This window comes from Stenotrophomonas capsici (genome assembly GCF_034961085.1).
Taxonomy (GTDB): Bacteria; Pseudomonadota; Gammaproteobacteria; order Xanthomonadales; family Xanthomonadaceae; genus Stenotrophomonas; species Stenotrophomonas capsici.
In genome coordinates this window covers 412,824-425,894 of the sequence record NZ_JAYFUH010000249.1, presented here as the reverse complement: position 1 = coordinate 425,894, position 13,071 = coordinate 412,824, and the positions used below count along the sequence as shown (strand labels likewise).

The window sequence follows — 13,071 nt, the reverse complement described above, 5'->3', positions numbered from 1 at the left end:
GCGCGGGCCCTACTCCGCCGGGCGGCTCAGGTCGCCCAGCATCTCCCAGGACTTCAACCCACGCCCGCCCAGGTGATGCAGCAGCACCGCGCGCATCTGCGGGCGCAGGCTGGCCAGGTCGGCGGCCCCGGGGCAACGGTCCTCGGCCAGGGCCAGCAACGCGGCACCGGTGGCCAGCGCGCGCCGCTCCTGACTGCTGCGCTCGCTGAGCTGCCGCAATGGCCCCTCCTGCGGATCCAGCCGGTACCGGGCCGCCGGGTCGATCGGCTCACCGTCGGCCGCGCTGCTCCAGTCAAACCCCACCCCCAGCGCCTCCAGCAAGTCCCGCTCGAACCGCCGCAGCGACCAGGCCAGGGGGCCGGCCTGTTCCAGCCGCGCGCGCAGTTGGCCGTAAGCGGCATGCAGTTCCGGCAGCGGATCCTGGCGGGGCGCCAGCCGCATCACCAGTTCATTGACATAGAAGCCGGCCAGCATGGCGTGGCCGTGCAGGCGCGGCGCCACGTCACAACTTTCGGCACGGCGCAGCTGGGCCAGCTCACCGCCCATCACCGCATCGAAACGGATCGACTGCAGCGGCTGCAGGGCAGCCCGCAGGGCCTGCTTCTTCGGCCCCTGCACGCCGCGCGCCAGCAGGCCCAGACGGCCATGCTCCAGGCTCAACACCTCGACCAGCAGGCTGGTCTCGCGCCAGGGGCGCGCATGCAGTACGTAGGCCGGCTGGTCTTCGATACGCATCGGGGGGAACCGGGACAGTAGTCAGGGGGCAATGGCCAGCCTGTGACGGCGTGCGGCCATGCCGGGTCGGGCAGGCGGGGAACGGCCAGCGCCCCCGCCCGCACTCACGGCTTACTCGCCGTAGCCGAAAGCCTTCAGGGCGGCTTCGTCGTCGGACCAGCCTTCGCGCACGCGCACCCAGGTTTCCAGGAACACCTTGGCTCCGAACAGGCGCTCCATCTGCAGGCGGGCCTTGGCACCGATCTCCTTCAGGCGGGTACCGCCCTTGCCGATCACGATGGCCTTCTGGCCTTCGCGCTCGACCCAGATCACTGCGCCGATGCGCAGCAGCCCGCCATCCTCGGCGAAGCGCTCGATCTCCACGGTGGTGGCATATGGCAGTTCCTCGCCCAATTGGCGCATCAACTGCTCACGGACAAGCTCGCCGGCCAGGAAGCGCTGGCTGCGGTCGGTGATTTCATCCTCGCCGAACATCGGCGGCGCTTCCGGCACCAGCCCGATCAGGTCGCGCACCAGCGCTTCCAGGCCGTTGCGCTTGAGCGCGGAAATCGGGTGCACGGCGGCGAACTCGCGGCCGACGGTGATTTCCTGCAGGAACGGCAGCAGCGCGCCCTTCTCCTTCAGGCGGTCCACCTTGTTGACCACCAGCACCACCGGGATGCCGGCGTCACGCAGCACGTTGAAGGCCAGCGTGTCCTCCTCGTCCCAGCGCCCGGCCTCGATCACCAGCAGGCCGGCGTCCACGCCTTCCAGCGAGCTGCGCGCGGCGCGGTTCATCACCCGGTTCATCGCCCGCTTCTGCTGGCGGTGCAACCCAGGCGTATCGACCAGCACCAGCTGGCCTTCCGGGAAGGTGGCGATGCCCAGCAGGCGATGGCGCGTGGTCTGCGGGCGGTTGGAAACGATGCTGATCTTGGCGCCGACCAGGGCATTGGTCAGGGTCGATTTGCCGACATTCGGGCGGCCGATGACCGCGACGCTGCCACAGCGATGGGAAGTGGTGTCGTTCACTTGGGATCCAGTTGTTCGATCGCGGCAGCCGCCGCCTGTTGTTCGGCCAGTCGTCGCGAAGTGCCTTCGCCTTCGGTGGTCACGGCCGGGTCAGCCACGCTGCAGCGCACATGGAAGTGCTTGGCGTGGTCGTCGCCGGTCTCCGATACCAGCTCGTATACCGGCAGGGGCTTCTGCCGGGCCTGCAGCCATTCCTGCAGGCGGGTCTTGGGGTCCTTCTCCGGCTTGCCGGCCGGCACCGCGGCCAGCGAGGCCTCGAACCACGGCAGCACGCGCGCGCGGCAGACTTCGAAGCCGGCATCCAGGTAGATCGCGGCGACCACCGCCTCGACGGTGTCGGCCAGGATCGAATCACGGCGGTGGCCACCGGACTTCATCTCGCCCGGCCCCAGCGTCAGGCGCTCGCCGAGGTTCAGGGTCCGCGCGATCACCGCCAACGCGCTCTCGCATACCAGCGAGGCGCGGGCGCGGGTCAACGCGCCCTCGTCGGCCTTGGGCCAACGGCTGAAAAGCGCTTCGGCGATCAGCAGGTTGACGATGCTGTCGCCGAGGAACTCCAGGCGCTCGTTGTGCGGAGCGCCGGCACTACGGTGGGTCAGGGCCTGCTTGAGCAGGTCCTGATCCTTGAATGGATGACCGATCAGGTCATTCCGTTGGAACGTCTTAGTCAACACTGCTTCCGGTCAGGTCCTGGGAATGTTCGAAGTGGGCAACGATGTCCAGGTTGCCGACCAGCGGGCGGCGGACCTCGTAATCCACGGTCATGCGCATGCCGCCACCGGCACGGTCGAACTTGAGGTCACCCGGCTTCACGCTCTCCGAGTAGTTCAGGTCCATGCGCTTGAAGAACATCTCGCGCGCCCGGGTCGGGTCACCGCTGCCCGGCTCCTTGGCCAACGCGGCCATCGACGTCTTGACCGCATAGAACTCCTGGTACATCGGGAACAGCTTCATGCCGATGAACAGCGCGAAGCCGACCACGGCCAGCACCATCACGAACGACAGCAGCGTCATACCACCTTGCTTGTGCTTCATAGCGATCTCCCCAGATACGCGTTGATGGATCATTGGATGCCCGTCCCGATCCGGGACGGTTCAAAACTCGCCTTGCAGAACCAGCCCGAGCAGTTGAGCCAGATCATGAAGGCCTTGCCGCGCAGGTTCTCTTCCGGCAGGAAGTGGGTCTGCGTCCAGAAACGGCTGTCTTCGCTGTTGTCGCGGTTGTCGCCCATCACGAAGTACTGCCCTTCCGGCACCACCCAGTCCCCCTGCCCGCGCGGATCGGCGCGGCCCAGCAGTTCCAGCACGGTATGGGTACGCCCCGGCAGATCCTCGGTCAACAGGCTGGCGCCGGTCATCTCCGCGCCCGGGCCCTTGCCGATGTACTCGCCCTTCTCCTGGTAGCCCAGCGGCTGGCCATTGATGGACAGGGTGTCGCCGTGGAAGCCGATGCGGTCGCCCGGCAGGCCGACCACGCGCTTGATCCAGTTCTGGTCCGGCGCGTGCGGCGGCTTGAACACCACCACGTCGCCGCGCTTGGGCTCGCCGACCGGGATGATCTTGGTGTTGGTGATCGGCAGGCGGAAGCCGTAGGAGAACTTGTTGACCAGGATGAAATCGCCGATCAGCAGGTTCGGCATCATCGAGCTGGACGGGATCTTGTACGGCTCGGCGACGAAGCTGCGCAGGATCAGCACCACCGCCAGCACCGGGAAGAACGCCCGGGAGTAATCGACGACGGCCGGCTCGTCGCCGTCCAGCAGGCCGGCCTTGGCCGCCCGGCGCTTGGCCAGGAACAGCTTGTCGGCCAGCAGGATCAGGCCGGAGCCCAGGGTCAGCACGACCAGGAGGATCTCAAACAGTTTCATTCACGGTCCTTTGCAGCGTTGGCCGGTGCATCGCACCGGCCCCAGAGGCTTGCTTACTTGTCCATCTGCAGCACGGCCAGGAAGGCTTCCTGCGGGATCTCCACGCGGCCCACCTGCTTCATGCGCTTCTTGCCTTCCTTCTGCTTCTCCAGCAGCTTCTTCTTGCGCGAAACGTCGCCACCATAGCACTTGGCCAACACGTTCTTGCGCATGGCCTTGACCGTGGTACGGGCGATGATCTGCGCACCGATCGCGGCCTGGATGGCCACGTCGAACATCTGCCGGGGAATGAGGTCCTTCATCTTCTCGCACAGTTCGCGGCCACGGCGATCGGCGTGGCTGCGGTGGGCGATCAGCGACAACGCGTCGACCTTGTCGCCGTTGATCAGCACGTCCACGCGCACGAACGGGCCGGCCTCGAAACGGACGAAGTGGTAGTCCAGCGAGGCATAGCCGCGGCTGACCGACTTGAGCTTGTCGAAGAAGTCCAGCACCACTTCGGCCATCGGCAGCTCGTAGCTGATCTGCACCTGGCTGCCCATGTAGGTGATGCTGATCTGGTTGCCGCGCTTTTCCTCGCACAGCTTGATGATGCTGCCGATGTACTCCTCGGGGGTGAGGATGTTGGCGCGGATGATCGGCTCGCGGATTTCCTCGACCGTGTTGATCGGCGGCAGCTTGGCCGGGTTGTCCATCATCACGATGGTCCCGTCGCTCTTGAGCACCTCATAGATCACCGTCGGCGCGGTGCTGATCAGGTCGAGGTTGTACTCGCGCTCCAGGCGCTCCTGCACGATTTCCATGTGCAGCATGCCCAGGAAGCCGCAGCGGAAGCCGAAGCCCATCGCCTCGGAGCTCTCCGGCTCGAAGCGCAGCGCGGCGTCGTTCAGGCGCAGCTTGTCCAGCGCCTCGCGCAGGTCCGGGTAGTCCTCGGCATCGACCGGGAACAGGCCGGCGAACACGCGCGGCTGCATTTCCTGGAAGCCCGGCAGCGGTTCCGGCGCCGGGTCGGCCAGCAGGGTCAGCGTATCGCCGACCGGCGCGCCGTGGACATCCTTGATGCTGGCGTTGATCCAGCCCACCTCGCCGGCGCGCAGGGACGGCATTTCCTTGCGCTTGGGGGTGAACACGCCGACCTTGTCGACCTGGTGCCAGCGGCCGGTGGACATGACCTGGATCTTGTCGCCGGCCTTGATCTCGCCCTGCATCACGCGCACCAGCGACACCACGCCCAGGTAGTTGTCGAACCAGGAGTCGATGATCAGCGCCTGCAGCTTGTTGCTGCCACGGTCGGCCGGGGCCGGGATGCGGTGCACGATGGCTTCCAGCACCTCCTCGATGTTCAGGCCGGTCTTGGCGCTGACCGCCACCGCGTCGGAGGCGTCGATGCCGATCACGGCCTCGATCTCGGCCTTGGCACGGTCGATGTCGGCGGTCGGCAGGTCGATCTTGTTGAGGATCGGCACCACCTCCAGGCCCTGCTCGATGGCCGTGTAGCAGTTGGCCACCGACTGCGCCTCCACGCCCTGGGCGGCATCGACCACCAGCAGCGCGCCCTCGCACGCGGCCAGCGAGCGACTGACCTCGTAGGAGAAGTCGACGTGCCCGGGGGTGTCGATGAAGTTCAGGAAATAGGTCTGGCCGTTGCGGGCGGTATACGGCACCGACACCGACTGCGACTTGATGGTGATGCCACGCTCGCGCTCGATCGGGTTGTTGTCGAGCACCTGCGCTTCCATTTCACGCGCGCTCAGGCCGCCACACAACTGGATGATGCGATCGGCCAGGGTGGACTTGCCGTGGTCGACGTGGGCGATGATGGAGAAGTTGCGGATCATCCGCATTGAATCGTGGGACATAGGTAGCGGCGGCGCGCGGCGTCGTCAGGATAACGGGGCATTATCGCATGCCCGGAAGCAGCCCAGCACCAAGGCCTGAACGGACTGAACGAAAGGAGCCGCCCGAAGGCGGCTCCCCTTGCAACGGCTGGGCCTGCGGGCTCAGTCGCCGGCGCGGATGGCCACGAAGGCACTGTTGGCACCGGCCCGGACCAGCAGCATGACTACGTCACCCTTCTTGTAGCCGGCCAGCTCCCGGTTAAGCGCCGCGACGCTGCCCACCGGGGTACGCCCCACCTGCAGCACCACCATGCCCGGGGCCAGCTGGGCCTCGCGGCCTGCCTGGCTGTTGACCCGGGTGATCCGGACGCCCTCGTTGGCCCCCAGCCCCAGCTGGCGGCGCTCGGGCGCGGTCAGGTCGGCCACGTCCAGGCCCAGCAGGGCGTTGGCGCCCACCTGCGGCTTGGCCTCGTCGGCTGAACCGGCAGCCGGGGTGGCCCCCTGCGCGTCCTCGGCCAGCTCGCTCAGGGTGACCGTGATGTCACGGGCCCGGCCATCGCGCAGGATCCCCATCCGCACCTTGCTGCCTGGCGCCATCGCGCCGATCAGCGGCGGCAGGTCGCTGGAGGAATTGATCTCGGTGCCATTGACCGAACGGATCACGTCGCCCACCTCGATGCCCGCCTTGGCGGCGGCACTGTCCGGCACCAGCTGGTTGACCAGCGCGCCGCGGCCGTCCGGCAGCTTCAGGCCCTCGGCCGCGTCGGCGTTGATCGCCCCGACCATCACGCCCAGCTGGCCACGGCTGACCTTGCCGGTCTTCTTGATCTGGTCCACCGCATTCATCGCCAGGTCGATCGGGATGGCAAAGCTGATGCCCATGTAGCCGCCGGAGGCGGAGAAGATCTGGGAGTTGATGCCCACCACTTCGCCGCGCGTATTCAGCAACGGGCCGCCGGAATTGCCCTGGTTGATCGCCACGTCGGTCTGGATGAACGGCACGTAGCGCTGCTCCTGCCCACCGGTACTGCGACCCAGCGCACTGACGATGCCGGCGGTGACCGAATGGTCCAGGCCGAACGGCGAGCCGATGGCCACCACCCACTGGCCCGGCTTGAGGGTATTGGAATCACCCACGCGCACGGTCGGCAGGTTCCGGCCTTCGATCTTGAGCAGGGCCACGTCGTACTGGGCATCGCTGCCGACCACCTTGGCGGTGAACTCGCGGCGGTCGCTGAGCTTGACCTTGACCGACTCCGCGCCGTCGATGACGTGGTGGTTGGTCAGCACGTAGCCGTCATTGGAAATGATGAAGCCCGAGCCCATGCCCCGGCCACGCGGCCCGCTGTCCGGCGCCTGCTGGCCCGGCCCCGGCATCTGGAAATCCGGGCCGAAGAAGCGGCGGAAGAACTCCGGCATGTCGTCCATGCCCGGGCCATTGACCATGCGGGGGTTTCGGCGCGCGCCGATGATGGTCTCCACGTTGACCACGCCCGGACCCACCTGGTCCACCAACTGGGTGAAGTCCGGCAGGCCGCTGACCAGCGGTGCCGCAGGGGCCTGCGGGCGCGCCGCGGCGACCTGCTCGGTCGGGGCGGACGGAGCAGTGGTCTGTGCGCAAGCGGCCAGCGGCAGGGTCATCGCCAGCAGGCCCAGCATCTGGGCATGGATACGGTTGGACATCAGCGTCGAGCCTCCGATTCAGGAATTGGGGTCAAGGAGATCCGTCAGGGCAGGCGTGCAGCATGCCATCCGGGATCAAGGGGGAAGATCCGGCCAGCGCCTGTGGCCAGCCGGGAAGTACTCAGCGATGCGAGGGCAAGCGCGGCAGGTCGGCCTGTTCGGCATCCTGCGCCGGCAGACGCGGCTCGAACGGATAGAAGGTCGCACCGCCCTGCTGGGCCGGGAAACTGGCATTGAACGCCCCGCCCTGCGACAGCGCCGAGCGCGGCCATGGACGTGCCTGCAGGCTGCCGGCCGCGGCGAACGGATCGGCCGCCTGCAGCGGGTCATGGACGACGCGAGCGGCCGGCAGCACCGGCGCCGCGACGGCGATTGCACGTTGCGGCTCGCTGGCCCGTGCCACGGCCGAGGCACGGGCGGCCTGTTGGGTCCGGGTGGCACTGCCACGCCGCGGCGCGGACTCACGGCGGGCCACGGCGGCTGCCACGGCCGGTGCCGCCGCAGCCAGGCCGGCGGCGTCATTGAGCACCGCGCCCTGCTGCGGTGCCGGGGCCGACGGCGCGGCCGGTGTCGCCACCTGTGCCGCCGAGGCGATCACCGGTTCCGGCGCACTGTTATCAGGCAGTTGCTCGCGGGCCATGAACAGGGCCACGGCCGCCACCGACGCCGCCAGCGCGGCCCCGCCGCCCCAACGCCGCCAGCCACCGCGTGGCTTGGCCCGCGTGACCTGCACCGGCCCCTGCGCCTGGAGGTCGGCGGCCACGGCCGCCTGCACCCGCGCACTGAAATCCAGCGGTGCCGGGGCCACGGCGCGCCCGCGCAGCACGTCACCCACCAGCTGCCAGCGCTCCTGGCAGCTGGCCAGTTCGGTGTCGTGTTCGATCCGGCGCAACAGGAAGCGCGCTTCGTCAGCGGCCAGCTCGCCATCCACCAGACAGGACAACTGCAGGCGGTTGTGGAGGTCCAGCTTGTCGGGGATGTCGGTCATTTCCGGGGTACGGCCTGTGGGGTTCATACGCGGCTCCGCTCACGGGTGGCACTGGCGGTGTCCAGCAAGGGGCGCAACTGGGCGTCGATGGCTTCGCGCGCACGGAAGATCCGCGAACGCACCGTGCCGATCGGGCAGCCCATCTTCTGTGCGATTTCCTCGTAGCTCATGCCTTCCACCTCTCGCAACGTAATGGCCGAGCGCAGCTCTTCGGGCAACGCGTCGACCGCCTTCATCACGGTCTGTTCCAGCTCCTGGCGCATCAACTCGCGCTCGGGCGTATCGGTATCCCGCAACCGGGTACCGCTGTCGAACTGTTCGGCGTCGCCGATTTCCACGTCATCGGTCGGCGGTCGCCGGTTGTGTGCAGCCAGGTAGTTCTTTGCGGTATTCACTGCGATTCGATGCAACCAGGTATAGAACTGGGCGTCGCCACGGAAATTCCCGATCGCGCGGTAGGCGCGGACGAAAGTGTCCTGGGCCACGTCCTGACATTCACTCCAGTCGGCGATGTAGCGCCCGATCAGCGCGATGATCCGATGCTGGTACTTGCGCACCAGGACATCGAACGCCGCGCTCTCGCCGCGCTGCACGCGCCGGACCAGCTCCAGATCCAGCTCCTGCGGTGTTTCAACCTCGGCCATAACGGGCCGCACTCCTGTCAGCCCAACCGACGTCGGGCGTTATGACCGCTGCTCGCGGAAAAAGTTCAGTCCCCTCGCCAGAGGGGGGCGAACCCGCTTTTAACTTCCGTTCGGATAGCCTGCCCTGAACCGGCGGCGGTGCGAACGCATCACATCCCCAAGCATTGGGATTTGACGCCGAGGAAACAACCTCTGGATCATAGCGATCTTCTCCATACACAACCGGATGGAACGTCCCATGCTTTCAGGCTTCGATGGGCTCCGCTTCAATCATTGGCACACCGAGCTGCGGCAGGACGGCATCGCCGTGCTCAGCCTCGACCGCAAGGACAGCCCCGTCAACGCGATGTCGCAGGACGTGCTGCTGGAACTGAGTGACATCATCGAGCGCCTGGCGATCGATCCGCCCAAGGGCGTGGTGGTGCGCTCGACCAAGCCGGCCGGCTTCATCGCCGGCGCCGACCTGAAGGAATTCCAGGAATTCGACCGCCGCGGCACCGTCAATGACGCGATCCGGCGTGGCCAGACCGTCTACCAGAAGCTGTCCGAACTGCCCTGCCCGACCGTGGCCGCCATCCACGGCCACTGCCTGGGCGGCGGCACCGAGCTGGCGCTGGCCTGCCGCTACCGGGTGGCCTCCAACGACGCCTCCACCCGCATCGGCCTGCCGGAAACCCAGTTGGGCATCTTCCCGGGCTGGGGCGGCAGCGCACGCCTGCCGCAGTTGGTCGGCGCCCCGGCGGCGATGGACATGATGCTGACCGGACGCACCCTGTCGGCCTCGGCCGCGCGCGCGATCGGGCTGGTCGACAAGGTTGCCGCACCTGCGGTGCTGGTGGATGCGGCGGTGTCGCTGGCGCAGTCGGGCACCACCCGGCCGTTCAAGCAACGCGCCACCGCGTGGGCCACCAATACCTGGCTGGCGCGCAAGATCCTGGCCCCGCAGATGGCCAACCAGGTCGCCCGCAAGGCCAAGAAGGACCAGTACCCGGCGCCGTACGCGCTGATCAGCACCTGGGAGCGCACCGGTGGCAGCCCGATCCAGAAGCGCCTGGACGCCGAGCGCCGCGCGGTGGTCAAGCTGGCCAGCAGCCCGACCGCACGCAACCTGATCCGCATCTTCTTCCTGACCGAACGGCTCAAGGGCCTGGGCGGCAAGGATTCGGGCATCCAGCACGTGCATGTGGTCGGTGCCGGCGTGATGGGCGGCGACATCGCCGCATGGGCGGCCTACAAGGGCTTCACCGTGACCCTGCAGGACCGCGAACAGCGCTTCATCGACCCGGCCATGACCCGCGCTCAGGCGCTGTTCGAGAAGAAGGTGAAGGACCCGGCCAAGCGCCCGGAGGTCGCCGCGCGCCTGAAGGCCGACCTGGCCGGCGACGGCGTGGCCCAGGCCGACCTGGTGATCGAGGCCATCATCGAGAACCCGGAGGCCAAGCGTGCGCTGTACCAGTCGCTGGAACCGAAGATGAAGGCCGATGCGCTGCTGACCACCAACACCTCGTCGATCCCGCTGGTGGAGCTGCGCGACCACATCCAGCGCCCGGCGCAGTTCGCCGGCCTGCACTACTTCAACCCGGTCGCGCAGATGCCGCTGGTGGAGATCATCCACCACGACGGCATGGCCCCGGAAACCGAGAAGCGGCTGGCCGCGTTCTGCAAGGCGCTGGGCAAGTTCCCGGTGCCGGTGGCCGGCACCCCGGGCTTCCTGGTCAACCGCGTGCTGTTCCCGTACATGCTGGAAGCGGCCACCGCCTATGCCGAAGGCATCCCCGGCCCGGTGATCGACAGGGCGGCGGTGAAGTTCGGCATGCCGATGGGTCCGATCGAGCTGCTCGACACCGTGGGCCTGGACGTGGCCGCCGGCGTGGGCAAGGAGCTGGCACCGTTCCTGGGCCTGCAGATCCCGGCGGCGCTGGCGACCGTCGAGCAGGACAAGCGTGGCAAGAAGGACGGCCAGGGCATCTACAAGTGGGAAAACGGCCGTGCGGTGAAGCCGGAAGTGGCCAAGGACTACCAAGCCCCGGGTGACCTGGAAGACCGCCTGATCCTGCCCCTGCTCAACGAAGCGGTGGCCTGCCTGCACGACGGCGTGGTTGCCGATGCCGACCTGCTCGACGCGGGCGTGATCTTCGGCACCGGCTTCGCCCCGTTCCGCGGCGGCCCGATCCAGTACATCCGGTCGGCCGGGGCTGATGGCCTGGTCGAGAAACTCAAGGTCCTGCAGGCCCGCCATGGCGACCGCTTCGCGCCGCGCCCGGGCTGGGACCTGCCGGTGCTGCGCGAACCGGTGGCCTGACGGTTCACCCGCCCACCGTGTGGATACGAAAACGGAGCCTGCGAGGGCTCCGTTTTTTTTCGTGGCCGGTGAGGCCGTCGGCTTCGCGCCGGCAGGTGCTCAGCGATGGACGTGGCCGTGATGGCCCTGCGCGTCCGGGCCGTGATCGTGATCGTGATCGTGATCGTGATCGTGATCAGCCTGCGGCTTCGGCACGGCGCAGTCATCACCGCAATGGTCGATTTCCATCTGCAACGTCACATGGTCGATCGCGAAGCGCTCGTGCAGCAGGTCAGCCAGCTGGCGACGCAGGTTGTCCTGCTCGCGGCCGTCGGTGATCACCACGTGCGCGGTCAACGCCGGCGTGCTGGATGCCAGTGCCCACACATGCAGGTCGTGGATTCCGGCCACGCCGTCGTGGCTACGCAGCGCCTGTTCGATGTCGCCCAGCACCACGCCCTTCGGCACGCCTTCGAGCAGCACGTTGATCGCATCACGCAGCAGCACCCAGGTGCGCGGGATCACCCACAGGCCGATCAACACCGCCAGGATCGGGTCGACCAGGGTCCAGCCGGTGAAGTGGATGATCAGGCCGCCGGCGATCACCGCCACCGAACCGAGCATGTCGCTCCACACTTCCAGGTAGGCCCCCTTGATGTTCAGGCTCTCGCCGCTGCCGGCGCTGAGCAGGCGCATGGCGATCAGGTTGACCACCAGGCCGAACGCGGCCACCCACATCATGCCGGTCGAGGCGATCGCCTGCGGTTCGCGGAAGCGGTCGATGGCTTCCCACAGGATGTACAGGCCCACGCCGAACAGCAGCAGGCCATTGACCACCGCTCCCAGCGCCTCCAGGCGGGCGTAGCCATAGGTGCGGCGGGCGTCGGGGGGGCGTCGGCTCAGGCGAACGGCGGTCAGCGCGATCACCAGGCCGATGGCGTCGGTGGCCATGTGCGCCGCATCGGACAGCAGCGCAAGGCTGTTGGTCCAGAACGCGCCCACCACTTCGACGATCAGGTAGGACGTGGTCAGGCCCAGCGCCCACCACAAGGGCTTCTCGTGGCGGATCTCGCTGGGCAGGTGGTTGTGGTCGTGGCTCATGGCAGGCTCCAGGAAACGGGGCCAGCTTAGTCAGGCGCGTGCGGCGGAGACTATTACATCGCCGCACGCGCCCATGCGCGGGTTCAGCGCGGGCCGAGCACGGTCTGCAGGTCGGCCCCCTGCGGCAGGCCCGAGCGCATCTGCACCGCGCCATCAGCGTCCTTGAACACGATGCCCGGCGTTCCCTGGAACCCCAGTTCCATCATCAACATCTCGTTGGCGCGCAGCTGGGCCTGCACCTCGGCCGGCACGGTCGCCAACGGCTTGATGCCGCCCTTGGCGAAGTTGCGCTCGTTCTCCAGCAGCGCCTGCTCCGGCGATGCCGCTGCCAGGATGGCGGCAGCCTTGTTGGCGCTGTCCTGGCGGATCACGCCGACCAGGATCTCGCGGATCTGCACCTTGCCCGCCTCCACCCACGGCCGCGCGGCTTCCCAGAAATGGTTGCAGTACGGGCAGTTCGGGTCGCTGAAGGCATAGATCACGCGCGGGGCGTCGGCCTTGCCGTCGGCCACCCAATGGCTGGCTTCCACCTTGCTCCATGCCTGCGCGCCCATCGGGCCGGACACCAGTTCCTTCAACTTGCCGGCACCGATGTCCTCGCCCTTGGCGTTGACCAGCGTGCCGACCACCGCGTACTGGCCATCCTTGGACACGTAGACCGCCAGCGGCTGCTGGCCGGCCGCACCGGCGTAGCCGGTCAGGCCCAGCGGCGTTTCGAAGGTACCCATGAACTCCACGCCCTGCGTGCGCAGCGTCCGGATCACTTCCGGCTCATTGGCCTGGCCCGGCGTGGCGGCGGACGCAGCAGCAGGTGCCTGCGCCTTGGCCGGCTCGGCATCACGCGCACAGGCTGCCGGCACGAGCGCGGCGGTGGCCAACAGGAACAACATCGAACGGGGGCGGATCATCATCAACCTCGTCA

Annotated in this window: 12 protein-coding genes; 1 reads left to right on the top strand and 11 read right to left on the bottom strand. The window is 67.8% G+C overall.

Annotated elements, in window-relative coordinates; translation table 11 throughout:
* Nucleotides 1–9 precede the first annotated feature (9 nt).
* The 9 genes from recO to rpoE form a co-directional block, all read right to left on the bottom strand.
* Nucleotides 10–735 (bottom strand): DNA repair protein RecO, encoded by a 726-nt coding sequence (gene recO / locus VA603_RS15045; RefSeq protein ID WP_323439328.1) that lies wholly within the window; start codon nt 733–735, stop codon nt 10–12.
* A gap of 111 nt (nt 736–846) precedes the next feature.
* Entirely contained in the window at nt 847–1,746 is a 900-nt protein-coding gene (gene era, locus VA603_RS15040; RefSeq protein ID WP_132865185.1) for a GTPase Era, read from the bottom strand.
* Nucleotides 1,743–2,420 (bottom strand): ribonuclease III, encoded by a 678-nt coding sequence (gene rnc, locus VA603_RS15035; RefSeq protein ID WP_323439327.1) that lies wholly within the window; start codon nt 2,418–2,420, stop codon nt 1,743–1,745. The genes era and rnc overlap by 4 nt, the downstream gene beginning before the upstream one ends.
* Complete coding sequence (locus tag VA603_RS15030) at nt 2,410–2,781, bottom strand: DUF4845 domain-containing protein (protein WP_323439326.1); 372 nt, start codon at nt 2,779–2,781, stop codon at nt 2,410–2,412. The genes rnc and VA603_RS15030 overlap by 11 nt, the downstream gene beginning before the upstream one ends.
* Before the next feature lie 29 nt (nt 2,782–2,810).
* The gene (gene lepB / locus VA603_RS15025) at nt 2,811–3,614 is read right to left on the bottom strand and encodes a signal peptidase I (RefSeq protein ID WP_132865188.1); all 804 of its coding nucleotides are present in this window, start codon (nt 3,612–3,614) and stop codon (nt 2,811–2,813) included.
* Nucleotides 3,615–3,667: 53 nt separating this feature from the next.
* Entirely contained in the window at nt 3,668–5,458 is a 1,791-nt protein-coding gene (gene lepA, locus VA603_RS15020; protein WP_165931246.1) for a translation elongation factor 4, read from the bottom strand.
* A 156-nt stretch (nt 5,459–5,614) separates the two neighbouring features.
* Nucleotides 5,615–7,135, bottom strand: coding sequence for a DegQ family serine endoprotease (locus tag VA603_RS15015; protein ID WP_192288537.1), 1,521 nt, complete (start codon nt 7,133–7,135; stop codon nt 5,615–5,617).
* A gap of 121 nt (nt 7,136–7,256) precedes the next feature.
* Complete coding sequence (locus VA603_RS15010; RefSeq protein ID WP_243694024.1) at nt 7,257–8,150, bottom strand: sigma-E factor negative regulatory protein; 894 nt, start codon at nt 8,148–8,150, stop codon at nt 7,257–7,259.
* Nucleotides 8,147–8,767, bottom strand: a complete 621-nt coding sequence (rpoE, locus tag VA603_RS15005; protein WP_132865191.1) for an RNA polymerase sigma factor RpoE — start codon at nt 8,765–8,767, stop codon at nt 8,147–8,149. Before rpoE ends, VA603_RS15010 begins: the two co-directional genes overlap by 4 nt.
* Before the next feature lie 238 nt (nt 8,768–9,005).
* Between rpoE and VA603_RS15000 the strand changes: the two genes are divergently transcribed.
* Nucleotides 9,006–11,069, top strand: a complete 2,064-nt coding sequence (locus VA603_RS15000) for a 3-hydroxyacyl-CoA dehydrogenase NAD-binding domain-containing protein (protein ID WP_323439325.1) — start codon at nt 9,006–9,008, stop codon at nt 11,067–11,069.
* 99 nt (nt 11,070–11,168) lie between these two features.
* Here VA603_RS15000 and VA603_RS14995 read toward each other — a convergent pair whose 3' ends face one another.
* On the bottom strand, nt 11,169–12,149 hold the full coding sequence (locus VA603_RS14995; protein WP_323439324.1) for a cation diffusion facilitator family transporter: 981 nt from the start codon (nt 12,147–12,149) through the stop codon (nt 11,169–11,171).
* A gap of 83 nt (nt 12,150–12,232) precedes the next feature.
* Nucleotides 12,233–13,057: a thiol:disulfide interchange protein DsbG gene (gene dsbG, locus VA603_RS14990; RefSeq protein ID WP_323439323.1), complete on the bottom strand. Its 825-nt coding sequence runs from the start codon at nt 13,055–13,057 to the stop codon at nt 12,233–12,235.
* Nucleotides 13,058–13,071 lie beyond the last annotated feature (14 nt).

Bases quoted from the DNA above. Each gene is read 5' to 3' on its own strand.
- VA603_RS14995 (WP_323439324.1), bottom strand. From the start codon at position 12,149: ATGAGCCACGACCACAACCACCTGCCCAGCGAGATCCGCCACGAGAAG.
- VA603_RS15030 (WP_323439326.1), bottom strand. From the start codon at position 2,781: ATGAAGCACAAGCAAGGTGGTATGACGCTGCTGTCGTTCGTGATGGTG.
- rpoE (WP_132865191.1), bottom strand. From the start codon at position 8,767: ATGGCCGAGGTTGAAACACCGCAGGAGCTGGATCTGGAGCTGGTCCGG.
- lepB (WP_132865188.1), bottom strand. From the start codon at position 3,614: ATGAAACTGTTTGAGATCCTCCTGGTCGTGCTGACCCTGGGCTCCGGC.
- lepA (WP_165931246.1), bottom strand. From the start codon at position 5,458: ATGCGGATGATCCGCAACTTCTCCATCATCGCCCACGTCGACCACGGC.
- dsbG (WP_323439323.1), bottom strand. From the start codon at position 13,057: ATGATCCGCCCCCGTTCGATGTTGTTCCTGTTGGCCACCGCCGCGCTC.
- VA603_RS15015 (WP_192288537.1), bottom strand. From the start codon at position 7,135: ATGTCCAACCGTATCCATGCCCAGATGCTGGGCCTGCTGGCGATGACC.
- recO (WP_323439328.1), bottom strand. From the start codon at position 735: ATGCGTATCGAAGACCAGCCGGCCTACGTACTGCATGCGCGCCCCTGG.
- VA603_RS15000 (WP_323439325.1), top strand. From the start codon at position 9,006: ATGCTTTCAGGCTTCGATGGGCTCCGCTTCAATCATTGGCACACCGAG.
- VA603_RS15010 (WP_243694024.1), bottom strand. From the start codon at position 8,150: ATGAACCCCACAGGCCGTACCCCGGAAATGACCGACATCCCCGACAAG.